19 protein-coding genes and 1 pseudogene are annotated in these 23593 nt (G+C 70.2%); all 20 read left to right on the forward strand.

Annotation, left to right across the window (positions count from 1 at the left end):
• Positions 1–1096: 1096 nt before the first annotated feature.
• On the forward strand, positions 1097–1456 hold the full coding sequence (locus tag ACFXMF_RS35370; protein ID WP_360308554.1) for an NADH-quinone oxidoreductase subunit A: 360 nt from the start codon (positions 1097–1099) through the stop codon (positions 1454–1456).
• Between the two features lie 83 nt (positions 1457–1539).
• Entirely contained in the window at positions 1540–2160 is a 621-nt protein-coding gene (locus tag ACFXMF_RS35375; protein WP_360308557.1) for an NADH-quinone oxidoreductase subunit B family protein, read from the forward strand.
• Positions 2157–2921, forward strand: coding sequence for an NADH-quinone oxidoreductase subunit C (locus ACFXMF_RS35380; protein WP_379988518.1), 765 nt, complete (start codon positions 2157–2159; stop codon positions 2919–2921). The genes ACFXMF_RS35375 and ACFXMF_RS35380 overlap by 4 nt, the downstream gene beginning before the upstream one ends.
• Positions 2921–4258 carry an NADH-quinone oxidoreductase subunit D gene (locus ACFXMF_RS35385; protein ID WP_360308560.1) on the forward strand — a complete coding sequence of 446 codons (1338 nt, stop codon included), beginning with the start codon at positions 2921–2923 and terminating at the stop codon, positions 4256–4258. Before ACFXMF_RS35380 ends, ACFXMF_RS35385 begins: the two co-directional genes overlap by 1 nt.
• Positions 4255–5130: an NADH-quinone oxidoreductase subunit NuoE gene (nuoE, locus tag ACFXMF_RS35390; protein ID WP_360308563.1), complete on the forward strand. Its 876-nt coding sequence runs from the start codon at positions 4255–4257 to the stop codon at positions 5128–5130. Before ACFXMF_RS35385 ends, nuoE begins: the two co-directional genes overlap by 4 nt.
• Positions 5127–6464 carry an NADH-quinone oxidoreductase subunit NuoF gene (gene nuoF / locus ACFXMF_RS35395; RefSeq protein WP_360308566.1) on the forward strand — a complete coding sequence of 446 codons (1338 nt, stop codon included), beginning with the start codon at positions 5127–5129 and terminating at the stop codon, positions 6462–6464. Before nuoE ends, nuoF begins: the two co-directional genes overlap by 4 nt.
• Before the next feature lies 1 nt (position 6465).
• On the forward strand, positions 6466–9021 hold the full coding sequence (locus ACFXMF_RS35400) for an NADH-quinone oxidoreductase subunit G (RefSeq protein ID WP_360308569.1): 2556 nt from the start codon (positions 6466–6468) through the stop codon (positions 9019–9021).
• A gap of 11 nt (positions 9022–9032) precedes the next feature.
• Positions 9033–10361: an NADH-quinone oxidoreductase subunit NuoH gene (gene nuoH, locus ACFXMF_RS35405; protein ID WP_360308890.1), complete on the forward strand. Its 1329-nt coding sequence runs from the start codon at positions 9033–9035 to the stop codon at positions 10359–10361.
• Positions 10362–10365: 4 nt separating this feature from the next.
• On the forward strand, positions 10366–10947 hold the full coding sequence (nuoI, locus tag ACFXMF_RS35410; protein WP_360308572.1) for an NADH-quinone oxidoreductase subunit NuoI: 582 nt from the start codon (positions 10366–10368) through the stop codon (positions 10945–10947).
• Positions 10944–11948 (forward strand): NADH-quinone oxidoreductase subunit J, encoded by a 1005-nt coding sequence (locus tag ACFXMF_RS35415; protein ID WP_360308575.1) that lies wholly within the window; start codon positions 10944–10946, stop codon positions 11946–11948. Before nuoI ends, ACFXMF_RS35415 begins: the two co-directional genes overlap by 4 nt.
• Positions 11945–12244 carry an NADH-quinone oxidoreductase subunit NuoK gene (gene nuoK / locus ACFXMF_RS35420; RefSeq protein WP_020549317.1) on the forward strand — a complete coding sequence of 100 codons (300 nt, stop codon included), beginning with the start codon at positions 11945–11947 and terminating at the stop codon, positions 12242–12244. The genes ACFXMF_RS35415 and nuoK overlap by 4 nt, the downstream gene beginning before the upstream one ends.
• A gap of 106 nt (positions 12245–12350) precedes the next feature.
• On the forward strand, positions 12351–14249 hold the full coding sequence (gene nuoL, locus ACFXMF_RS35425) for an NADH-quinone oxidoreductase subunit L (protein WP_360308893.1): 1899 nt from the start codon (positions 12351–12353) through the stop codon (positions 14247–14249).
• A gap of 64 nt (positions 14250–14313) precedes the next feature.
• Positions 14314–15951 carry an NADH-quinone oxidoreductase subunit M gene (locus ACFXMF_RS35430; RefSeq protein WP_360308578.1) on the forward strand — a complete coding sequence of 546 codons (1638 nt, stop codon included), beginning with the start codon at positions 14314–14316 and terminating at the stop codon, positions 15949–15951.
• 2 nt (positions 15952–15953) lie between these two features.
• Positions 15954–17540, forward strand: coding sequence for an NADH-quinone oxidoreductase subunit NuoN (gene nuoN, locus ACFXMF_RS35435; RefSeq protein ID WP_360308581.1), 1587 nt, complete (start codon positions 15954–15956; stop codon positions 17538–17540).
• Positions 17541–17583: 43 nt separating this feature from the next.
• Positions 17584–18594: a polyprenyl synthetase family protein gene (locus ACFXMF_RS35440; RefSeq protein WP_360308584.1), complete on the forward strand. Its 1011-nt coding sequence runs from the start codon at positions 17584–17586 to the stop codon at positions 18592–18594.
• A 241-nt stretch (positions 18595–18835) separates the two neighbouring features.
• The gene (locus ACFXMF_RS35445; protein ID WP_379988517.1) at positions 18836–19915 is read left to right on the forward strand and encodes an outer membrane lipoprotein carrier protein LolA; all 1080 of its coding nucleotides are present in this window, start codon (positions 18836–18838) and stop codon (positions 19913–19915) included.
• Positions 19912–20865 carry an ABC transporter ATP-binding protein gene (locus ACFXMF_RS35450; RefSeq protein WP_360308590.1) on the forward strand — a complete coding sequence of 318 codons (954 nt, stop codon included), beginning with the start codon at positions 19912–19914 and terminating at the stop codon, positions 20863–20865. The genes ACFXMF_RS35445 and ACFXMF_RS35450 overlap by 4 nt, the downstream gene beginning before the upstream one ends.
• Positions 20852–21775, forward strand: coding sequence for an ABC transporter permease (locus ACFXMF_RS35455; protein ID WP_379988516.1), 924 nt, complete (start codon positions 20852–20854; stop codon positions 21773–21775). The genes ACFXMF_RS35450 and ACFXMF_RS35455 overlap by 14 nt, the downstream gene beginning before the upstream one ends.
• A gap of 360 nt (positions 21776–22135) precedes the next feature.
• A complete protein-coding gene (locus ACFXMF_RS35460) occupies positions 22136–23302 on the forward strand; it encodes a S8 family serine peptidase (RefSeq protein ID WP_379988515.1) in 1167 nt (388 codons plus the stop codon).
• A gap of 24 nt (positions 23303–23326) precedes the next feature.
• Positions 23327–23593, forward strand: a pseudogene (locus ACFXMF_RS35465) (hypothetical protein); the annotation flags it as partial.

Here is a 23593-nt window from a genome sequence, read left to right on the forward strand (position 1 = left end):
TCCACGTCGACCGTTTAGCACTGAGCCACCCGCACCCAACCCGACCAAGACGCGACCGCCCGCCGCGAACACCCGACCAACTCGGGAAGGCTCCCCGGCGGACCCGACGAAAGCACCCTCCCACTCCGCCGTTGCCGGCGCCTTTCCGGCAAGCAACACCCACCTCTCGCCGGGAAACCCAAGGCTCCCGGCCGCCGGTGACCGTGGGACCGGGCCCATCTCCGCCGGCCCACGCCGACCGTTTAGCACAAAGCCATCCGCTGCCGACCAACACGCGACCGCCGGCCACAAAGCACCCAACCCACCCGGGAAGGCTCCCCGGCGAACCCGCGAAACCGTCCCCTTCGACGGCGAGGGCGGCTCAGGCGGTGGCGCGTGGCGCGTCGCGCGCGGCGCGCGGACTCCGGCCACGCACTGGGGCCGAGCAAAAGTCGGGTGAACCGACCGGAACGACGAACACACTGATGTGGCGGGCAGGGAAGCCGGTCCGGATGGGGCAAGGCCCGACGGCACCTGCCGCGACTCGGGCGCGCGGCACCCCCGGCGCTACCGCGAACTCGACCCCCGGCGCGTCAGCGCCCACGACTTGACCGTCGCCCGTCGCCCGTCGCCCGTCGCCCGGTGATAGTGACCGCCGACCGCCGACCGCCGACCGCCGACCGCCGACCGCCGACCCCGCCCCCCCCGACCCCCACCCCCCACCCCCGTCACGAGCCCCCGCCGGGCCCGCCGCCCCGCGCGGAGCGCGGTCCAATCCGTGACGCTGTGTGCGCGCCCGGCGCGAGCGATTATCACAACCGATCATGATCGGCCAAATTTGATGCGCTTGTGAACGGGTGGTATAGGGGCATCTCATGATCAACATCGTCCGTGAGTGGCGAACCGTTTAGGCTCCCCTATTTCTCACCCTGTGTGATTTTTGCCTGCACGCAACCGTTTCTGATCGATCATCAGGTGGGGAAGATCACACCATGATCGTTCCCTACCCGTGTCGCAGATCACATCGCAAGGGGCCTAGGATGGGCGCCGTTCCGGCAGCTTGTGAACCCGGTCACATGCGTGACATCGGGGGACTGAGAAGGGAGATGGGAGCGCGGTGAACCTGTACGCGCCGATCCTCGTGCTCGGGGGCATTGCCCTGGCCTTCGGACTGGTCTCCCTCGTGATGGGGGCGCTCACCGGGCCCAAGCGCTACAACCGGGCCAAGCTCGAAGCCTACGAATGTGGCATCGAGCCGACCCCGCAGCCGGTCGGCGGCGGGCGATTCCCGGTCAAGTACTACCTGACGGCGATGCTCTTCATCGTCTTCGACATCGAGATCGTCTTCCTCTACCCGTGGGCCGTCTACTTCGACTCTCTCGGGATGTTCGGTCTGGTCGAGATGGTCCTGTTCGTCGCCGCGGTCTTCGTCGCCTACGCCTACCTGTGGCGTCGCGGCGGCCTGGAGTGGGACTGACCATGCGGCCCGTGAAGCACGACGCCCGGACGAGCCGACACGCCCAGGCTTCCCCCAACGACTGACCGAGAGAGGGCATCCGCGTGGGTATCGAGGAGAAGCTGCCCAGCGGCTTCCTGTTGAGCACCGTGGAAGGGCTGGCCGGCTACTTCCGCAAGGGATCCTTCTGGCCGGCCACGTTCGGACTCGCGTGCTGCGCGATCGAGATGATGGCGACCGGCGCCGGCCGCTACGACCTGGCCCGGTTCGGCATGGAGGTCTTCCGGGCCTCGCCCCGCCAGGCCGACCTGATGATCGTCGCCGGCCGGGTCAGCCAGAAGATGGCGCCGGTCCTGCGGCAGATCTACGACCAGATGCCCAACCCCAAGTGGGTGTTGTCGATGGGCGTGTGCGCGTCCTCGGGCGGCATGTTCAACAACTACGCGATCGTCCAGGGCGTCGACCACGTGGTGCCGGTGGACATCTACCTCCCCGGTTGCCCGCCGCGGCCGGAGATGCTGATGGACGCGATCATCAAGCTCCGCGAGGAGATCCAGGCGATGCCGCTGGGCGTCAACCGCGAGAAGGCGGCCCGCGCCGCCGAGCAGGCCGCCATGAAGGCGCTGCCCACCATCGAGATGTTGCCCGCGAGCGCCCGCCGCGGCGCGCACGAGCTCAACCCCGGCATTCCGGTCGGCCACGCACCCGAGGGGGGCACCCGGTGAGTACACCCCCGAACCCCACGCCCGAGGAGAAGGCCCAGCTCCCCGCCCCCCGCGACATCCACGGCGAACCGACCGGCGAACCCGTCGAGGTCCGGCACGGCATGTTCGGCGCGAGCGGATCGGGCGACACCTCCGGCTACGGCAAGCTGGTTCGTACCGTCGCCTTCCCCGGCGCCGCCGCCCGCCCCTACGGCGGCCCGCGCGGAACCGCGGCCGGCGAGGGCGAGTTCGACCTGGTCGCCGACGAACTCTCCGGCGCCCTCGCGGAAGCCGGCATCGAGTTCGACGAGGCGGTCGAGAAGGTCGTCGTAGACCGCGGCGAACTCACCTTCCACGTGCGTCGCGAGTCGTTGCCCCGGATCGCGCTGACCCTGCGCAACGACCCGGCCCTGCGCTTCGAGTTGTGCACCGGCGTGTCCGGCACGCACTACCCGCAGGAGACCGGCCGCGAGCTGCACGCGGTCTACCACCTGCGCTCGATCACCCACAATCGGGCGGTCCGCCTGGAAGTGAGCGTGCCCGACGCCGACCCGCACCTGCCGTCCCTGGTGAGCGTGTATCCCGCGCTGGACTGGCACGAGCGGGAGACCTACGACTTCTTCGGCCTCGTCTTCGACGGCCACCCCGCGCTCACGCGCATCCTCATGCCGGACGACTGGCCCGGCCACCCGCAGCGGAAGGACTACCCGCTCGGCGGCGTGCCCGTCGAGTACAAGGGCGCCCAGATCCCGCCGCCCGACCAGCGGAGGTCGTACAACTGATGAGCGATCAGACAACGACACCCCCATCCGCCGCGCACGCGCGGGAGACCACCGAGGGCCGGGTCTACACGGTCACCGGCTCCGACTGGGACGAAGTGGTCCAGGCCGCGGCCGACGCCGACGAGCGCATCGTCGTCAACATGGGCCCGCAACACCCGTCCACCCACGGCGTGTTGCGACTGATCCTGGAGATCGACGGGGAGAGCGTCACCGAGGCCCGGTGCGGAATCGGTTACCTGCACACCGGCATCGAGAAGAACCTGGAGTTCCGCAACTGGACCCAGGGCGTCACCTTCGTGACGCGCATGGACTACCTGATGCCGCTGCACAACGAGACCGCGTACTGCCTCGCGGTGGAGAAGCTGCTCGGCATCACCGACGACATCCCCGAGCGCGCGCAGGTGATCCGGGTCCTGCTCATGGAGCTCAACCGGATCTCCTCGCACATGGTCTGCCTGGCCACCGGCGGCATGGAGATCGGCGCGCTCACCGTGATGACCTTCGGGTTCCGCGACCGCGAACTGATCCTCGACGTGTTCGAGATGATCACCGGGCTCCGGATGAACCACGCCTACATCCGCCCGGGTGGCCTCGCCCAGGACCTCCCGCCCGGCGCCGTGGACAAGGTCCGCGAGCTGGTGAACATCCTGCCCGGCCGGATCCGCGAGTACGAACTGCTGCTCAACGACAACGCGATCTTCAAGGGCCGCACCCAGGGCATCGGCTACCTCGACCTGGCCGGCTGCATGGCGCTGGGTCTGACCGGCCCGGTGCTGCGCTCCACCGGCCTGCCGCACGACCTGCGCAAGACGCAGCCCTACTGCGGCTACGAGAACTACGAGTTCGACGTGGCCACCGCCGACTCGTGCGACTCCTGGGGGCGGTACCTGATCCGCATCGAGGAGATGAAGCAGTCGCTGCGGATCGTCGAACAGTGCCTGGACCGACTCGCTCCCGGACCGGTCATGGTCGGCGACAAGAAGATCGCCTGGCCCGCACAACTCGCGCTCGGCGCCGACGGCTTGGGCAACTCGCCCGTGCACATCGCGAACATCATGGGCACCTCGATGGAGTCCCTGATCCACCACTTCAAGCTGGTCACCGAGGGCTTTCGGGTACCGCCCGGCCAGGTCTACAGCGCGATCGAGTCGCCGCGCGGCGAACTGGGCGTACACGCGGTCAGCGACGGTGGCACCCGCCCCTACCGCGTGCACTTCCGCGACCCCTCGTTCAACAACCTGCAGGCCATGGCCGCGATGTGCGAAGGCGGTCAGGTGGCCGACGTGATCGTCGCAGTGGCGGGCCTCGACCCCGTCATGGGAGGTGTCGACCGATGAGTACGGACCTGGGCATGCCGATGCCCCCGGCCAAGCCGGCTCCGCCGTTTCCGCCCGAGGTGCGGGCCCGCCTGGAGGTGGACGCGAAAGAGGTGATCGGGCGCTACCCACAGGCCCGTTCGGCGCTGCTGCCGCTGCTGCACCTGGTGCAGGCCGAAGAGGGCTACGTGACCGGCACCGGCATCGAGTTCTGCGCCGACATCCTGGGCCTGACCACGGCGGAGGTCTCCGCGGTCTCGACCTTCTACACGATGTACCGACGTCGCCAGGGCGGCGACTTCCACGTCGGCGTCTGTACCAACACGCTGTGTGCGGTGATGGGCGGCGACGAGATCTTCGCGAGCCTGAAGGACCACCTCGGGATCGGCAACAAGGAGACCACCGCCGACGGCGTGGTCACCCTGGAGCACATCGAGTGCAACGCCGCCTGCGACTACGCGCCCGTGGTGATGGTCAACTGGGAGTTCTTCGACGACGCGACCCCGCAGTCGGCCAAGGAACTCGTGGACGACCTGCGCGCGGGCAAGGACGCGGTGCCCACCCGCGGCGCGCGCCTGTGCACCTTCCGGGACACCTCGCGGATCCTGGCCGGCTTCCCCGACGAGCGCCCCGGCGCGGTCGACGAGGGCGGCGCGGGCGGTGCCGCCAGCCTGGTCGGCCTGCGCATCGCCAACGGCACGAACACCGACGAGCCGACCCGCCGCCCCAAGATCGTGGGCAGCCCGCGCAGCGCGGCCGAGCAGGCCGCGAACGAGCAGCCCCCCGCGCCGAGTTCGCACGACGCCCCGGCGCCCACCGCCGAGTCCGACCCGGCCCACCCCGCGCCGCCCACCGGGGCCGCGACCGACCAGGACGGGGACCAAGCGCCGTGACCGACCCCTCCCTCCTCACCCCCGTGCTCTCCGCGAACTGGGACGAGCACCGGCCGTGGTCGCTGGACACCTACCGGCGCGACGGCGGCTACGACGGCCTGCGCAAGGCGCTGGCGATGCACCCCGACGAGGTGATCCAGACCGTCAAGGACTCCGGCCTGCGCGGTCGCGGCGGCGCGGGCTTCCCCACCGGCATGAAGTGGGGCTTCATCCCGCAAAACGACGGCAAGCCGCACTACCTCGTGGTCAACGCCGACGAATCCGAGCCGGGAACCTGCAAGGACATCCCGCTCATGTACGCCAACCCGCACGTGCTGATCGAGGGCGTGATCATCGCGTCCTACGCGATCCGCTCCGAGCACGCGTTCATCTACGTGCGCGGCGAAGTGGTCCCGGTGCTGCGCCGACTGCACAACGCGGTCCGTGAGGCGTACGCCGCCGGCTACCTCGGCAAGAACGTGCAGGGCTCGGGCTTCGACCTCGAACTCACCGTGCACGCGGGCGCCGGCGCCTACATCTGCGGCGAGGAGACCGCGCTGCTCGACTCGCTGGAGGGCCGCCGCGGTCAGCCCCGACTGCGCCCGCCGTTCCCGGCGGTGGCCGGCCTGTACGCGTCCCCGACCTGCGTGAACAACGTCGAGTCGATCGCCTCGGTGCCGCCGATCCTGAACAAGGGCGTCGAGTGGTTCCGCTCGATGGGCTCGGAGAAGTCGCCCGGCTTCACGCTGTACTCGCTGTCCGGACACGTCAAGCGGCCCGGCCAGTACGAGGCCCCGCTCGGGGTGACCCTGCGCCAACTGCTCGACCTGGCGGGCGGGGTGCGCGAGGGACACCGGATCAAGTTCTGGACGCCGGGCGGCTCGTCCACGCCGATGTTCACCGACGAGCACCTGGACGTACCGCTCGACTACGAGGGCGTCGGCGCCGCCGGATCCATGCTCGGCACCAAGGCGCTGCAGATCTTCGACGAGACCGTGTGCGTGGTGCGCGCGGTGTTGCGCTGGACCGAGTTCTACGAGCACGAGTCCTGCGGCAAGTGCACGCCGTGTCGCGAAGGCACCTATTGGCTCACCCAGTTGCTCACCCGGCTGGAACGCGGCGAGGGCACCGAAGCGGACCTGGAGACGTTGCTCGACGTCGCCGACAACATCCTCGGCAAGTCGTTCTGCGCGCTGGGCGACGGTGCCGCGAGCCCGATCCAGTCCTCGCTCAAGTACTTCCGCGACGAATATCTGGCGCACTTCGAGCACGGCGGCTGTCCGTTCGACACCGCGGCATCCACCGCGTGGGCGAGCACAGCCCCCGCTTCCATCGGGGCAGGAGCGCAGAGCTGACATGACCGTCACGACCAACACCCCAGCGGGTGGGCCGCCGGCACCCAAGCCGGAGGACCTCGTCACCATCTCGGTGGACGGGATCGACGTCTCCGTGCCCAAGGGCACCCTGGTGATCCGGGCGGCCGAGCTGATCGGCATTCAGATCCCCCGGTTCTGCGACCACCCGCTGCTCGACCCGGTCGGCGCGTGCCGGCAATGCCTGGTCGACGTCGAGGGCCAGCGCAAACCGCTCGCCTCGTGCACCACCACCGTCACCGACGGCATGGTGGTGCGCACCCAACTCACCTCGCCCGTCGCGAAGAAGTCGCAGGACGGGGTGATGGAGCTGCTGCTGATCAACCACCCCCTGGACTGCCCCGTCTGCGACAAGGGCGGCGAGTGCCCGCTGCAGAACCAGGCGATGGGCGCGGGTCGTTCCGCCTCGCGTTTCGCCGAGGTCAAGCGGACCTTCCCCAAGCCGCTGCGGATCTCCTCCGAAGTGCTGCTGGACCGCGAGCGCTGCGTGTTGTGCGCACGCTGCACCCGCTTCTCCGAACAGGTCGCGGGCGACCCGTTCATCGCGCTGATCGAACGCGGCGCACTGCAACAGGTCGGGATCTACGAGAAGCAGCCCTTCGAGTCCTACTTCTCCGGCAACACCATCCAGATCTGCCCGGTCGGCGCCCTCACCTCGGCCGCGTACCGCTTCCGCGCCCGGCCGTTCGACCTGGTGTCCTCCCCGACCACGTGCGAGCACTGCGCGTCCGGGTGCTCGCTGCGCGCCGACCACCGACGGGGCAAGGTGCTGCGCCGGCTCGCCGGCGACGAGCCCGAGGTCAACGAGGAATGGAACTGCGACAAGGGCCGCTTCGCGTTCCGCTACGCCACCCGACAGGACCGGCTCACCTCCCCACTGATCCGGGACGAGGAGAGCGGCGAACTGGTTCCCGCGTCCTGGTCCGAGGCGCTGAGTGTGGCCGCGCGCGGGCTCGCCGCCGCACGCGGCTCGGCCGGCGTCCTGGTCGGCGGGCGGGCCACGCTGGAGGACGCCTACGCGTACGGCAAGTTCGCCCGAGTCGCGCTGGACAGCAACGACATCGACTTCCGGGCCCGCGAACACTCGGCCGAGGAGGCCGACTTCCTCGCCGCCCGGGTGGCCGGCAGCGGGCTCGGGGTGACCTACGCCGACCTGGAGAAGGCCCCCGGCGTACTCCTGGTCGGGTTCGAGCCCGAGGACGAATCGCCGATCGTGTTCCTGCGGCTGCGCAAGGCCGCCCGCAAGGGCCTGAAGGTCTACGGCATCGCGCCGTTCGCCTCGGCCGGCCTGGTCCGGATGAAGGGCACGCTGTTGCGGGCGGCCCCCGGCACCGAGACCGAGTGGCTCTGTGCGCTCGGCGACCCGGCGGTCGAGGGCGAACTCCCGCGCGCCGCCGCCGAACTGCTGCGCACCCCGGGCACCATCGTGCTCGTCGGCGAGCGCCTGGCGGGCGTGCCCGGCGCATTGGCCGAGGTCACCGCGCTGGCCGCGGCCACCGGCGCCCGACTCGCCTGGATCCCGCGCCGGGCCGGCGAGCGCGGCGCGCTGGACGCGGGCGCGCTGTACAACCTGCTTCCCGGCGGGCGACCGGTCGGCGACCCGGCGGCCCGAGCCGAGACGGCCGCCGCCTGGGCGGTCGCCGACCTGCCCGGCGGCTACGGCCTGGACACCACCTCGATGCTCACCGCGGTCCGCGAACAACGCCTGGGGGCCCTGGTGGTCGGCGGTGTCGAGGTGGACGACCTGCCCGACCCGGCCGGCGCGATCGCCGCGCTGGACGCGGCCCGCTTCGTGGTCAGCCTGGAGCTGCGGCACAGCGCGGTCACCGAACGCGCCGACGTGGTCTTCCCGGTCGCCGCACCCGCCGAGAAGCCCGGCACCTTCGTCGACTGGGAGGGCCGCGAGCGCCCGTTCGCCACCGTGCTGAAGAAGGACCAGCTCACCGGCGACCTGGCCGCGGTGATGTCCGACCTGCGCGTGCTCGACGCGATCGCCGAGGCGATGGCCGAGCAGTGCGAGGGCACCCCGATCGACCTGCCCTCGCTCACCGCCGCCCGCCGCGAACTGCGCCGGCTCGGCCGGTGGGGCGGCGACCGGGGACCGGCCCCCGAGGGCACCGCCCGCGAACTCCCGCGCCCCGGCGCGGGCGAAGCCGTACTGGCCACCTGGCGGCTGCTCCTGGACGAGGGCCGGGGCCAGGACGGCGAACCCCATCTGGCGGGCACCCGGCGCACGCCGGTGGTCCGGCTCTGTGCCTCCACGGCCGCCGAGATCGGCGCCGAGGACGGAAGCGGCGTCACCGTGACCTCGTTGCACGGGGAGATCACGTTGCCGCTGCGCATCACCGACATGACCGAGCGGGTGGTCTTCCTGCCCGCGAACTCGCCCGGCTCCTCGGTGCGTCGCGCACTGGGCGTCGGCGCCGGCGAACTGGTTCGGATTCGGCCGGCGGTCGTGGACCTGGCCAACGCCGAAGGTCCCCCCAACGGAACCGGCCGCAACGGTCGGACCGCACACGTTCATGAGGAGGAGCGGTGACGGACAGCGGCATGCAGCTCGCCGCGGTCGGGTTCGGTACCGACGTCTGGTGGCTGATCCTGCTCAAGGCGGTGCTCATCTTCGCGTTCTGCGTCGTCATGACGCTGTTCGCGATCTGGTGGGAACGCAAGGTCGTGGCCTGGATGCAGATGCGCATCGGGCCCAAGTACACCGGCCCACAGGGCCTGCTCCAGTCCCTCGCGGACGGCGTGAAGCTCGCGCTCAAGGAGGACATCACCGTCAAGGGCGCCGACAAGGCCGTCTACATCATCGCCCCGATCGTGGCGATGGTCCCGGCGTTCATGGCGTTCGCGGTGATCCCCTTCGGGCCCGAGGTCTCGATGTTCGGGCACCGCACCAATCTGCAACTGACCGACCTGCCGGTCGCGGTCCTCTACATCCTCGCGGTCGCGTCCGTGGGCATCTACGGCATCGTGCTCGCGGGCTGGTCCTCCGGCTCGACCTACCCGCTGCTCGGCGGGCTGCGCAGCTCGGCGCAGATGATCTCCTACGAGATCGCGATGGGCCTGTCGTTCGCGGCGGTGTTCCTCTACGCCGGCTCGATGTCCACCTCGGAGATCGTCGCCGCCCAGCAGGACACCTGGTACGCGGTGCTGCTGCCGGTCTCGTTCATCATCTACGTCGTCGCGATGATCGGTGAGACCAACCGGGCGCCGTTCGACCTTCCCGAGGCCGAGGGCGAGCTGGTCGGCGGATTCCACACCGAGTACTCGTCACTGAAGTTCGCGCTGTTCTTCCTCGCCGAGTACGTGAACATGGTGGTGGTCAGCTCGCTGGCGACCACCCTGTTCCTCGGCGGCTACCTCGCGCCGTGGCCGATCACCGCGGTCTGGGACGGCGCCAACTCCGGTTGGTGGCCCTTCCTCTGGTACTTCCTCAAGGTCCAGGCCTTCATCTTCGTGTTCATCTGGCTGCGCGGCACGCTGCCGCGGTTCCGCTACGACCAGTTCATGAAGATCGGCTGGAAGGTGCTGATCCCGCTCTCGTTGGTGTGGCTGATGCTGGTGGCCACCGTGCGTGCGCTCAAGAACGAGGGCTACGAGCAGTCCCGGATCGTGTTGTGGGTCGCGGGCGGCGTGGTCGCCCTGCTCCTGCTGTCGATCCTGTGGGACGCGATCACCCCCGACCGGGACGAGGAGGCGGACGCGAAGGCGGCCGGACCCGAACCGTTCGACCCGATGGCGGGCGGGTTCCCCGTACCGCCGATGCCGGGACAACAACTTCCGCCGGTGCCGCGCCGCAACGTGCGCAAACCCGAGCCGGTCGGTGCGCCGGCCGCGGCGGAGCCCCCGGCCGACCGCACTGAAGGAGAGGCATAGACCCGTGCCCAAGTTCCTCGGACCGGTCGCGGGGTTCGGTGTCACCTTCGCGACGATGTTCAAGAAGGCGAACACCGAGTACTACCCGTACGAGAAGAAGGTCACCGCACCGCGATTCCACGGCCGGCACCAGCTCAACCGGTACGCCGACGGGCTGGAGAAGTGCATCGGCTGCGAACTGTGCGCGTGGGCGTGTCCCGCCGACGCGATCTTCGTGGAGGGTGCCGACAACACCGACGAGGAGCGTTTCTCGCCCGGTGAGCGGTACGGCCGCAACTACCAGATCAACTACCTGCGCTGCATTTTCTGCGGCCTGTGCATCGAGGCGTGCCCGACCCGGGCGCTGACCATGACCAACGAGTTCGAGCTCGCCGACACCAGCCGGGCGAGCCTGATCTTCACCAAGGAACAGCTCCTCGCACCGCTGTACGAGGGCATGGTCCCGGCGCCGCACGAGATGTACCCGGGCACCACCGACACCGACTACTACCTGGGCAAGGTCACCGCGGCCGCGCCCGGCACGGTGACCCAGGAGCCCCGGGAGTCGGCCGAGGAGCACAAGCAGCGGACGGAGGCGGGCCGATGAGTCCCGGAATCGACTTCGCGGCCGAGGTCACCAAGACCTCCACCGGTGAGGCGCTGCAGTTCTGGGTGCTCGCGGTCGTCGCGCTGATCGGTGCCCTGGCCACCGTCTTCATGAAGAAGGCGGTGCACAGCGCGCTCGCGCTGGTGACCACGATGATGTGCCTGGCGATCTTCTACCTGGCCCAGGGCGCGGTGTTCCTGGGCATCGTGCAGATCGTGGTCTACACCGGCGCGATCATGATGTTGTTCCTGTTCGTGCTGATGCTGGTCGGCGTCACCTCGGTGGACTCGCTCAAGGAGACGCTGAAGGGCCAGCGGATCGCCGCGGTCGGGCTGGGCCTGGGCTTCGGCATCCTGCTCGTGGCGGGCATCGCCAACGCGTCGATCACACACTTCACCGCGCTCGCCACCAAGGCGCCGGGCAACCGCCCGGTCTACCCGGCGGAGACGAACGACGAGGCGCTGGCCGCGGCGTCCCAGGGCAACGTGCAGGGTCTGGCACACCAGATCTTCACCAAGTACATCTGGGCCTTCGAGATGACCAGCGCACTGCTGATCACCGCGGCGGTCGGCGCGATGGTGCTCGCGCACCGCGAACGCCTGGTGGCGCGCAAGACCCAGCGCGAGTTGTCCGAGCAGCGGGTGCGCGAGAACAAGCAGGTCACGCCGCTGCCCACGCCCGGGGTGTACGCCCGGCACAACGCCGTGGACGTGCCCGCGCTGCTGCCGGACGGCAGCATCTCGCAACTGTCGATCAACGGCACCCTGCGCGCCCGCGGCCAGATCCGCGACGTCAGCGCCGAGGCGGTGCACAGCGTCGCCGAACTGGAGAGCGCCGGTAGCGACGCCGACGACGAGGCGTGGCCGGACGAGTCGGACGCTCGCTCGTCCGCACCGGTGCCCACCGCCCGGCAGGAACACGACGACGCCGACTCTTCGGCGGGCGACGGCTCGGGCAACGAGGTTGCCGCCGGCGCAGGCTCCAAGGAGGGGCGCCCGTGAACCCGGTGAACTACCTGTACCTGTCCGCGCTGTTGTTCACCATCGGCGCGGCCGGGGTCCTGCTCCGGCGCAACGCGATCGTTGTGTTCATGTGCGTCGAACTGATGCTGAACGCGTGCAACCTCGCGTTCGTCACGTTCGGCCGCATGCACGACAACCTCGACGGCCAGATCATCGCGTTCTTCACGATGGTCGTCGCCGCGTGCGAGGTCGTGGTCGGACTGTCCATCATCATCGCCATCTTCCGCAGCCGCCGGTCGGCCTCGGTCGACGACGCCAGCCTCATGAAGTGGTAGGTCGGAACCGGTGATCGAAACCTCCTCCCTGGCCTCCGGCGTCATGCTCGCCAACGAGGGCGGCGGCGGGCTGCACTCCGTCGCGGCAACCGGCGCCTATTCGGCGATGTGGCTGGTCGTCGGCCTGCCGCTGCTGGGCGCGCTGCTGTTGCTCGTCGGTGGCAAGCGCACCAACGCCTTCGGCCACATCCTCGGCACCGCGATGGCCCTCGGGTCGTTCGTGGTCGGCGTGGTCCTGTTCGTGACCATGCTCGGCAAGGACGACGCGGACCGCTCGGTCGACCAGCACCTGTGGACCTGGGCGCCGGTCAACGAGTTCCAGGCCGACATCGGTCTGCACCTGGACCAGTTGTCCATCGTCTTCGTGTTGCTGATCACCGGTGTGGGCTCGCTGATCCACATCTACTCGATCGGCTACATGGCGCACGACGAGAACCGTCGGCGCTTCTTCGGCTACCTGAACCTGTTCGTCGGCGCGATGCTGCTGCTGGTGCTGGCGAACAACTACCTTCTGCTGTACGCCGGTTGGGAGGGTGTGGGGCTCGCCTCCTACCTGCTGATCGGTTTCTGGCAGCACAAGCCCAGCGCCGCGACCGCCGCCAAGAAGGCGTTCATCATGAACCGCGTCGGCGACTTCGGTCTGGCCGTGGCGATCTTCCTGATGTTCACCACGTTCGGCTCCTTCGACTTCGCCGACGTGCTCGGCGGCAGTGCGAGTGCGAGCGACGGCACGATGACCGCGATCGGCTTGATGTTGCTGCTCGCCGCGTGCGGCAAGTCGGCGCAATTCCCGCTCCAGGCGTGGCTCGGCGACGCGATGGAGGGTCCGACCCCGGTCTCCGCGCTGATCCACGCGGCGACCATGGTCACCGCCGGCGTGTACCTGATCACCCGGTCCGCGGAGATCTTCAACGCCTCACCGGACGCCCAACTCGCGGTCACCATCGTCGGTGCGATCACCGTGCTGTTCGGGGCGATCGTGGGTTGCGCCAAGGACGACATCAAGAAGGCGCTGGCCGCCTCCACGATGAGCCAGATCGGCTACATGATCCTGGCCGCGGGCCTGGGTCCGATCGGCTACGCGTTCGCGATCATGCACCTGGTCACGCACGGCTTCTTCAAGGCCGGGCTGTTCCTGGGCGCGGGTTCGGTCATGCACGGCATGAACGACGAGGTCGACATGCGCCGCTACGGCGGCCTGCGCAAGTACATGCCGATCACCTTCGTCACGTTCGGCCTGGGCTACCTGGCGATCATCGGCTTCCCGCTGCTGTCCGGGTTCTTCTCCAAGGACAAGATCATCGAGGCGGCGTTCGCCAAGGGCGGCACCTCGGGTTGGATCCTGGGCGCGGTCACCCTGCTGGCGGCCGGCCTCACCGCGTACTACATGACGCGCGTGATGCTGATGACCTTCTTCGGCAAGGAACGTTGGAAGGAGGCGCCGGCGGGCGCGCCGGCCGACTGGCACGAGCCGCACCCGCACGAGTCGCCGACCTCGATGACCGGTCCGATGATCCTGCTCGCGTTCGGATCGGTGTTCGCGGGCGGGTTGTTCGTGCTCAACGATTCGTTTGTCAAATGGCTGACGCCCGTCACCGGCTTCTCGCACGGCGATCTGCCGATGAGCGAGTGGGCGGTCACCGGCATGGCGCTCTCGATGGTCGCGCTCGGCTCGGCGGTGGCCTACCTGCAGTACGCCCGTCGGGACGTGCCCGCGGTGGCGCCGGCCGCGAGCCTGGTCACCGTCGCGGCGCGGCGGGACCTGTACCAGGACGCGGTCAACGAGGGCCTGGTGATGCGGCCCGGCCAGTACCTGACCCGCCTGCTCGTGTGGTTCGACAACCGCGGCGTGGACGGATTCGTGGGCGGACTCGCGGCGTTCATCGGCGGCACCTCGGCGCGCGTGCGCAAGGTGCAGACCGGGTTCGTGCGTTCGTACGCGCTGTCCATGTTCGGCGGCACGCTGCTGGTCGTGGCCTGCACGCTGATGGCTCGGATGGCCTGAACATGACCATCCGGACACGACCCCAGCTCGCCCACCCCGTAGGCGCCTTGGCGGAGGGACTTCGATGAACGGCCACTTTCCCTGGCTGACGACGCTCGCGGCGCTGCCGTTCGTCGGCGGGCTGTGCGTCGCCGCCGTGCCGGCCGGCAAGCGCAAGCTCGCCAAGAACGTGGCGTTGTTGTTCAGCCTGCTCACCCTCGCCGTCGCGATCGTGGTGGCGACCAGATTCGACAACGACGGCGACCGGTTCCAGGTCACCGAAAGCTACAGCTGGATCTCCTCGTTCGGCGTGCGCTGGTCGCTGGGCGTGGACGGGATCGGCCTGGTGCTGATCCTGCTCACCGCGGTGCTGATGCCGCTGCTGATCCTGGCCTCGTGGCACGACGCGGACACGGCGCCGGTGAACGCCGACGGATCGGCCGGCACCGGCAAGGCCGCGCCGCGCAGCACGCACGCGTTCTTCGCGCTGATGTTGCTGGTCGAGGCGATGGTCGTGGTGTCCTTCGCGGCCACCGACGTGTTCATGTTCTACGTCTTCTTCGAAGCCATGCTGATCCCGATGTACTTCCTGATCGGTGGCTTCGGCGGCCCGCAACGCTCCTACGCGGCGGTCAAGTTCCTGCTCTACAACCTGCTCGGCGGCCTGGTCATGCTGGCCGCCGTGGTCGGTCTGTACGTGGCCACCGCCAACCAGGGCATCGGCATCGACGGGCACGGCACCTTCGACTTCGTGAAGATCTCGCAGGCCGTGGCCACCGGCCAACTGGACATCGACCCGACCGCGGAGAAGGCGCTGTTCCTGGGCTTCATGTTCGCGTTCGCGGTCAAGGCGCCGCTCTGGCCGTTCCACACCTGGCTGCCGGACACCATGACCGAGGCCACGCCCGGCATCGCGGTGCTGGTCACCGCGATGGTGGACAAGGTCGGCACGTTCGCGATGTTGCGGTTCTGCCTGGAGATCTTCCCCGACGCCTCGAAGTACTTCGCCCCGGCGGTGATCACCCTCGCGGTGATCGGGATCATCTACGGCGCGCTGCTCGCGGTCGGTCAGACCGACATCAAGCGGCTGATCGCGTACACGTCCATCTCGCACTTCGGCTTCATCATCCTGGGCATCTTCGTGATGACCAGTCAGGGTCAGTCGGGCGCCACGCTGTACATGGTCAACCACGGGTTCTCCACCGCGGCCCTGCTGCTGATCGCGGGCTTCCTGATCACCCGCCGCGGCAGCAAGACGATCGCCGACTTCGGTGGCGTGCAAAAGGTCGCCCCGATTCTCGCGGGTACGTTCCTGGTGGCCGGACTCGCGACCCTCTCGATGCCCGGACTCGCCCCGTTCGTGAGCGAGTTCCTGGTGTTGGTGGGCGCGTTCGCGAAGTACAAGGTGGCGGCGATCTTCGCCACCACCGGCATCGTGCTCGCCGCCCTGTACGTGCTGGTGCTGTACCAACGCACGATGACCGGCCCACTGCGGCCGGGCAATGAGAAGCTCCGCGACCTGGTGCCGCGCGAACTGGCGGTCGTGGTACCGCTGATCGCGTTCCTGCTCGTGCTCGGCGTCTACCCGAAGCCGGTGCTCGACGCGGTGAACCCGGCCGTGGACCACACGCTCAGCCGGGTGGAGCAGAAGGACCCGGCGCCCACCAAGCCCATCGAACAGGCCGCGGGCACCGAGGCGCACACCACTGGAGGCTCCAAGTGAGCATGAGCACCGCCGCAACGGCAACGCTCGCCGTGACGAAGGTGGACGCGCCCACCATCGAATACGGCAAGCTCTCGCCGATCCTGATCATCGCCGGCGTCGCGGTGGTGGGCGTGCTGATCGAGGCGTTCCTGCCTCGGCCGGCCCGCTACCGCGCGCAGCTCACGGTGGCCCTGGTCGGCATGATCGGCGCGTTCGGCGCGGTCGTCTGGCTCGCCCGCGACCTGCCGGACGACCACCGGGGCAGCATCACCGCGATGGGCGCGGTCGCCGTGGACGGCCCGTCGTTGTTCCTGCAGGGCACGCTGCTGCTGATCGGCATCGCGTCGGTGCTGCTGATCGGCGAGCGCAGGCTGGAGCCGGCCGGCGGCGACGCGTTCGCCCCGCAGGCCGCGGCGGCGCCGGGCAGTCAGCAGGAGAAGGACGCGACGGCGGCGGGCTGGACGCAGACCGAGGTCTACCCGCTGACCATGTTCTCGCTGGTGGGCATGCTGCTCTTCCCGGCGGCGAACGACCTGTTGATGATGTTCGTCGCGCTCGAGGTGTTGTCCCTGCCGCTCTACCTGCTGTGCGGGCTGGCCCGGCGCAACCGGCTGCTCTCCCAGGAGGCCGCGCTCAAGTACTTCCTGCTCGGCGCGTTCTCCTCGGCGTTCTTCCTGTTCGGCGTGGCCATGCTCTACGGCTACTCGGGCAGCGTCTCGCTGGACAAGATCGGGGTGGCCTCGGCCGGCGCGATGGACAACGACGCGCTGCTGCTGATCGGGCTCGCGATGGTGGCGGTCGGCCTGCTGTTCAAGGTCGGCGCGGTGCCGTTCCACTCCTGGACGCCGGACGTGTACCAGGGCGCGCCGACCCCGATCACCGGGTTCATGGCGGCGGCCACCAAGGTGGCCGCGTTCGGCGCGATGATGCGCTTCTTCTACGTCGCGCTGCCGGGCATGCGCTGGGACTGGCGGCCGGTGATGATCGGCGTCGCGATCGCGACCATGGTCGCCGGCGCGATCATCGCGATCACCCAGACGGACGTGAAGCGACTGCTGGCCTACTCCTCGATCGCCCACGCGGGTTTCATCCTGACCGGAATGATCGCGATGAACGACGCGGGCGTGTCGTCCACGATGTTCTACCTTGTGGCCTATGGGTTCGTCACTCTGGGTGCATTCGCGGTCGTCACTCTGGTGCGCGACGCGCGCGGCGAGGCGACCCACCTGTCCCATTGGGCGGGGCTGGGCAGGCGTTCCCCGCTGGTCGCAGGAGTGTTCGCACTGTTCCTGCTCGCCTTCGCCGGCATCCCGCTGACCAGCGGTTTCGCCGGAAAGTTCGCGGTCTTCCAGGCGGCGGCGCGCGGTGGTGCGGGCAGCCTGGTGGTGGTCGGTGTGCTGTGCAGCGCGGTTGCCGCGTTCTTCTACGTACGGGTGATCGTGTTGATGTTCTTCTCGGAGCCCAAGGTCGACGGTCCGACCGTTGTCGTACCGAGCGTGATGACCACCGCTGCCATCGCGCTGGGGGTAGCCGTTACCGTGGTCCTTGGCATCCTCCCGCAGCCCGTACTGGACCTCGCGGACAAGGCAGCCTTGTTCGTCCATTAGGCAAGACGCAGAGACTCTGCGTGATCGACAGGAGAGAACCGTCATGGCGATCGTGGGGCCCTTCGGGCTGAGCGTCACGGACGAGACTCTCGATGCCGAGATCAGGGCGGGGATGGCCGCCGTGGAGCAGGAGCTCCTGGCGGCCACCAAGAGCGAGTTCCCCTACCTGACGCAGACCTCGCGGCACCTGGTCGAGGCGGGCGGCAAGCGGTTCCGGCCGCTGCTGGTGCTGCTGGCCGCCCAATTCGGCGACTGGCAGGCGCCGGGCGTGGTGCCGGCGGCGGTGGTGTGCGAACTGACCCACCTGGCCACGCTGTACCACGACGACGTGATGGACGAGGCACTGCTGCGGCGCGGCGCGCCCAGCGCCAACTCCCGCTGGGACAACTCGGTCGCGATCCTGACCGGCGACTTCCTGTTCGCCCGGGCCTCGGAGATCGTCGCCGACCTGGGCAACGAGGCGGTGCGGATCCAGGCGCGGGCGTTCGCCCGGCTGGTGACCGGCCAGATTCGCGAGACGGTCGGTCCGCGCCCGGGCGACGACCCGGTCGAGCACTACCTGTCGGTGATGGCGGACAAGACCGGCTCGCTGATCGCGGCGTCGGGCCAGTTCGGTGCGATGTTCGCGGGCGCGGACGAGCACGTGGTGGACATCCTGACCCGGTACGGCGAGCGGTTCGGCGTCGCGTTCCAACTCGCGGACGACGTGCTCGACATCGCCAGCGAGGCGACCGAGTCGGGCAAGACCCCGGGCACCGACCTGCGCGAGGGAGTGCCGACGCTGCCGGTGCTGCACCTGCGGGCGGGGGTGACCGGTTCGTCGCCGGCGGCCGATCGGCACCTGCTCGCGCTGCTGGACGGACCGATCACCGACGACGCCGAGCACGCGGAGGCCCTCGGGCTGTTGCGTGCCCACCCGGCGCTCGCGAAGGCCCGTGAGGACACCCGGCGTTATGCCGAGGCGGCGCGCGAGGTGCTGGCGCCGCTGCCCGAATGCAGCGCCAAGCGGGCCCTGTCGTCGCTGTGCGAGCTGGTCGTCGAGCGCAGCGCGTAGTTCGTCCCGCCGGCCCGCCCGTGGATCACGCGGGCGGGCCGCGGTCTGCCCAGGGAGTGCTCGGCGGCTGCTCCCCCGGGAGTAGCGCGTGCGGTGCCATGTCACCATCAAGTCCTGTGCCCGAGGGTCCCGCACGTCTTGAGGGTGACGTTTTGCAGTGACGTACGGCCGACGCCGATGGCCCGGTGCCGATGATCCCCTTGTGGTGTCGCATTCGACATCGAATCAGGGGGCAATCTCCATGACTCGCACCACCCGCCGATCCGTTCCGTGGCGCTTCGCGGTACCGGCCGCGATCGCCGCCGCGACCGTCGGTGCCGTGACGTTCGGCCCGAGCGCGTTCGCCGACGACTCGCATCCGGGACTACCGGACCGGACCCCCGAGCAACTCGTCGCCGAGGTCGCCGCAGCCCGGACCGACGCGCTCACCGGCACCGTCCGCATCGACAGCGACCTGGGCCTGCCCACGCTGCCCGGCAAGGCCGGCGGCAACGGCCCGCAGGCGCTGTTGTCCGGCACCAACAAGCTCCAGGTGGCCCTGGACGGCCCGGACCGGCAGCGGATCGGTCTGATGTCCGATCTGGCCGAGTACAACGTCATCCACAACGGCCGCGACGTGTGGACCTACGACAGCCGCACGCACGCGGTGACGCACGGCACCTTCGACGGGGGCCGCTCCGACGTCGCGTCGCTGGTGCCGACCACGCCGCAGGACGCGGCCCGGCAACTGCTCGACCTGGTCGGCCCGACCACCGACGTCCGGGTCGAGGGGACCGGTCGGGTCGCCGGGCACGACGTGTACAAGCTGCGCTTCGCGCCCAGGAGCCAGGGCAGTCTGATCGCCGCCGCGACGGTGTTCGTGGACGCGAAGACCGGGGTGCCGCTGCGGGTGACCGTGGACTCCGTCAAGGGCGGCAAGCCCGCGATCGACATCGGCTTCGAGCAGGTCTCGTACGACAAGCCCGCGGCCGGCACCTTCGACTTCAAGCCGCCGGCCGGCGCCCGGGTCGAGGAGGTCAAGCCGAACGAGGTGCGGCCGGCGCTGCCGGACACGCCGGGCGCACCCGGCAAGTCCGCGGCGCCGACCGGGGGGCACGTCGAGCCGGGGCTGCTGGGCGAGGGCTGGTCGACCGTGGTCGAGCTGCCCGCGGGCGGCGACGCCAAGGAAGCCGCCCGGCTGATGGGCAAGCTGGGCAAGCCGGTTCCGGGCGGGACGTTGATCGACACCCGCCTGCTGAACGTGTTGCGCACCGACTCGGGCCGGGTCTTCGCCGGCGCGGTCGACGCGGACACGCTGCAGCGGATCGCGGCACAGCGATGACCGCGTCCACGGCGGTCGGTACCGCCGCGATCCGTACCGAGGGGCTGTCCAAGCGCTACGGCCGGGACCGGCTCGCCGTGGACGGACTCGACCTGATCGTGCCGGCCGGTTCCGTCTTCGGGTTCCTCGGGCCCAACGGTTCCGGGAAGACCACGACCATCCGGATGTTGCTCGGCCTGATCCGGCCGAGCAGCGGTTCGGTCACCCTGCTCGACGGCCCCATGCCCGGGGCCGTCGGGCAGGTGTTGCCCAGGGTCGGCGCGCTGATCGAAGGCCCGGCCCACTACGGCTTCCTGACGGGGCGACAGAACCTGGACCGACTGGACGCCGCCGACCCCACCTCGGACCCGCGCACCCGCGACGCCCGGGTGGACGAGGCACTGGCCAAGGTCGGCCTGACGGCGGTGGCCGGGCGCAAGGCGCGGGCCTACTCGCTGGGCATGAAGCAGCGGCTGGGCATCGCGTCCGCGCTGCTGCGTCCGCGCGACCTGCTGGTGCTCGACGAGCCGACCAACGGCCTGGACCCGCAGGGCATGCGCGAGATCCGGACGCTGATCCGGGGCTTGGCCGCGGACGGCACGACGGTGTTCCTGTCCTCGCACCTGCTGGACGAGATCGAGCAGGTGTGCACGGATGTCGCGGTGATGAGCCACGGCAAGCTGATCACCCAGGGCACGGTGGAATCCCTGCGCGCCGGCACCCGGGCCCGGTTGGTCGTCACGACTCCCGACGCGGAGGCGGCGGTCGTGGTGCTGGACAGGCTCGGCGCGACCGACATCGTCACCACCCGCGACGGTGTCGAGGCCGACCCGGCGCCGTTGGAGCCGGACGAGGTCTGCGCGGCGCTGGTCCGCGCCGACGTGCGGGTGCGTTCGTTCACTCTGGCGCGACCGTCCCTGGAGGACGCGTTCGTCGCCCTGACCGGAGAAGGCTTCGATGTCACCGACTGACGCACTGCCCAAGACGGGTGTCCTGTCGCCCGCGTTCCGGTACGCGGCGGGCACCGAGGCGTTCGGGTCCGAGCGGTTGCCGAGGCTGCGCGGGTTGATGCGCAGCGAGCTGCGGTTGGTCTTCCTGCGTCCGCGCACGGCCGCGATGTTGGGCTTCCTGGCCTTCGTACCGGTCATGCTCGGGGTCGCGCTGCGCTACTTCCACGACGGCGGCTCCTCGGGCGGCAACGGTGGCGGGACGGTGGACTTCGTGAACCAGGTCACCGGCAACGGGCTGTTCCTGGTCTTCGCGTCGCTGGCCGCCGCGCTGCCGTTCTTCCTGCCGATGACGGTCGGCGTGGTGGCGGGCGACTCGATCGCGGGCGAGGCGCACGCCGGGACGCTGCGCTATCTGCTGGTCGCGCCGGCCGGGCGGACCCGGTTGTTGTCGGTGAAGTTCGCCGGGGTGCTGGCGTTCTGCCTGGCCGCGACGCTCACGGTGGCGCTGTCCGCGTTGGTGGTGGGCGCGGCGCTGTTTCCGATGGGCGATGTGCCGCTGTTGACCGGCGACACCATCTCGATGGGCGAGGCGTCCTGGCGGGCGGTGTTGATCGCGCTGTGTGTGGCGGCCTCGCTGGTGGGCCTCGCGGCGATCGGGCTGTTCGTGTCGACGCTGACCACGGTGCCGGTGGCGGCGATGGCGACCACGGTCGGCGTGGTGATCGTGACCGCGATCCTGACCGGCATCCCGCAGTTGTCGGCGATCCATCCGTGGTTGTTCACCGACGGCTGGATGAGCTTCGGCGACCTGTTGCGCAATCCGATCCCGACCGACGAGATCGTCCGCAACCTCGGCATCCAGGCGGCCTATACGGCGATCTTCGGTGCGGCGGCCTGGGCGCGGATGACCGAGCGCGACATCACCACGTGAGCGGGACGGGGCCGGCCGCGGTCGCGGCCGGCGACTCGTCCGGGTGAATGTCCGGTTGCCTCGGGGGCCCGGTGTGCATGTACGCCGATATGAGGATGCGCGCGGCGATCGCGATGGTGTCGGTGGCTGCGGCCGCGTTGTTCGGGTCGGTGCCCGCGAGGGCGGCATCGATCGACGCCGCGCCGGCGGAGCTCTATTCGTACCTGGTGTTGACCCCCTCGGTCGGGACGGCGCAGACGGCGCTCGCCGAGTCGGCGGTGCGGCGGGCCGGCGGCGTGGTGGTGTACGCGTACGGGCCGGTCGGCGTGGTGGTGGCACACGGTGGGCCGGGGTTCGCGGGGGCGGCCCGGGGTGGCGCGGGTGGGGGCCACGCGCACGGTGCCGTTGCGGGGGCGGGCGCGCGGGCGGGCGCCGGAGCGGGTGGGGGCGGCCGGGCTGCCGGCGGTGGGGTCCGGAGGGGCCGTTGCGGATCCGGCCGAGGCGGCGCAGTGGAATCTGGCGATGGTGCACGCGTACGAGGCGCAACGGATCACCGACGGCAGCGCGGACGTGGTGGTCGCGGTGGCCGATGCGGGCGTGGACGACCGGCATCCGGACCTGGCGCCGAACTTCGCCGCCGAACTGTCCGCGGACTGCTCGACGGGTCGGCCGATCCGGGCGGACGCGGCGTGGCGGGCGCCGCGCTCGGATCACGGCACCCACGTGGCCGGCACCATCGCGGCGGCGCGCGACGGGCACGGGGTGCTGGGGGTGGCGCCGGGGGTGCGGATCGCGGCGCTGCGGCTGGGCGACGCGGACGCGCTGTTCCACGGCGAGGCGAGCGTGTGCGGATTCGTCTGGTTGGCCGAGCACGCGGATCAGGGGCTGCGGATCGCCAACCACAGCTACTACAACGACCCGTGGTGGCTGCTGTGTCCGGACGACGAGGACCAGGCGGTGATCCACGAGGCGGTGCGTCGGGCGGCGGCGTACGCGGCGGACCGGGGCGTGTTGTCGATCGCGGCGGCGGGCAACGACGCCTACGACCTCGCGCACAAGACGGTGGATCCGCGCAGCCCGAACGACGCGGCCACCCGGCCGGCGCGACCGAGGCCGGTGAACGACGAGTGCCGCCAGTTGCCCGCCGAGCTTCCGGGGGTGATCACGGTCGCCGCGGTGGGTGCGAACGGACTACGGGCCGGCTATTCGAACACGGGCCTGGGTGTGCTGGATCTGGCCGGGCCCGGTGGCGATGGCGCGGCGGGTGGCGAGGGGGTGTTGTCCACGTCGGGCGACGGCGGCTGGGCGCGGAAGCAGGGCACGTCGATGGCGGCGCCGGCGGTGACCGGGGTGGCCGCGCTGATCGCCTCGATGCATCCGACGTGGGGGCCGGCCGCGATCACCGCCCGGTTGTACGCGACGGCGGGCAGGCCGGAGTGCGTGGCGCCGTGCGTCCCGGCGGGCGACGTCGACTCGTTCCACGGCCACGGTCTGGTGAACGCGTTGCGGGCGGTGCGGTCGTCGAGCGGACCGGCCGGGCGCGGGTGAGGCCCGTCGGTCATACTCCGGCCCATGAAAATCGCACGCTCGTTGGCCCTGCTGGTCGGCGCGCTCACGCTGATCACCGCATGTACCTCGGACAAGTCCTCGTCGTCGAACCCGGCCGGCCCGAAAAGCACGCCGCCCTCGGCCGCACCGCCGTCGGCCGGGTCCGCCGCCCCTGCCGCCCCCGCCGAGGCGACGGAAGCCGCGTCCGCCACGCCGATCATCGCCGTCGACCCGAACAACCCGAATCGGCCGAACCTGCCCGACCTCCAGGCACGTTGGTGGGGCTGGGCC

The sequence above is a fragment of the Embleya sp. NPDC059213 genome (genome assembly GCF_042754445.1).
Classification (GTDB): Bacteria; Actinomycetota; Actinomycetes; order Streptomycetales; family Streptomycetaceae; genus Embleya.

What these genes read in the sequence shown, in the direction of transcription:
- ACFXMF_RS35450 (WP_360308590.1), top strand. Translation starts at nt 19,912, where the DNA reads ATGACCGCGTCCACGGCGGTCGGTACCGCCGCGATCCGTACCGAGGGG.
- ACFXMF_RS35455 (WP_379988516.1), top strand. Translation starts at nt 20,852, where the DNA reads ATGTCACCGACTGACGCACTGCCCAAGACGGGTGTCCTGTCGCCCGCG.
- nuoH (WP_360308890.1), top strand. Translation starts at nt 9,033, where the DNA reads ATGCAGCTCGCCGCGGTCGGGTTCGGTACCGACGTCTGGTGGCTGATC.
- ACFXMF_RS35445 (WP_379988517.1), top strand. Translation starts at nt 18,836, where the DNA reads ATGACTCGCACCACCCGCCGATCCGTTCCGTGGCGCTTCGCGGTACCG.
- ACFXMF_RS35400 (WP_360308569.1), top strand. Translation starts at nt 6,466, where the DNA reads ATGACCGTCACGACCAACACCCCAGCGGGTGGGCCGCCGGCACCCAAG.
- nuoN (WP_360308581.1), top strand. Translation starts at nt 15,954, where the DNA reads ATGAGCACCGCCGCAACGGCAACGCTCGCCGTGACGAAGGTGGACGCG.
- ACFXMF_RS35440 (WP_360308584.1), top strand. Translation starts at nt 17,584, where the DNA reads ATGGCGATCGTGGGGCCCTTCGGGCTGAGCGTCACGGACGAGACTCTC.
- nuoL (WP_360308893.1), top strand. Translation starts at nt 12,351, where the DNA reads ATGTGGCTGGTCGTCGGCCTGCCGCTGCTGGGCGCGCTGCTGTTGCTC.
- ACFXMF_RS35415 (WP_360308575.1), top strand. Translation starts at nt 10,944, where the DNA reads ATGAGTCCCGGAATCGACTTCGCGGCCGAGGTCACCAAGACCTCCACC.
- nuoE (WP_360308563.1), top strand. Translation starts at nt 4,255, where the DNA reads ATGAGTACGGACCTGGGCATGCCGATGCCCCCGGCCAAGCCGGCTCCG.
- ACFXMF_RS35430 (WP_360308578.1), top strand. Translation starts at nt 14,314, where the DNA reads ATGAACGGCCACTTTCCCTGGCTGACGACGCTCGCGGCGCTGCCGTTC.
- ACFXMF_RS35385 (WP_360308560.1), top strand. Translation starts at nt 2,921, where the DNA reads ATGAGCGATCAGACAACGACACCCCCATCCGCCGCGCACGCGCGGGAG.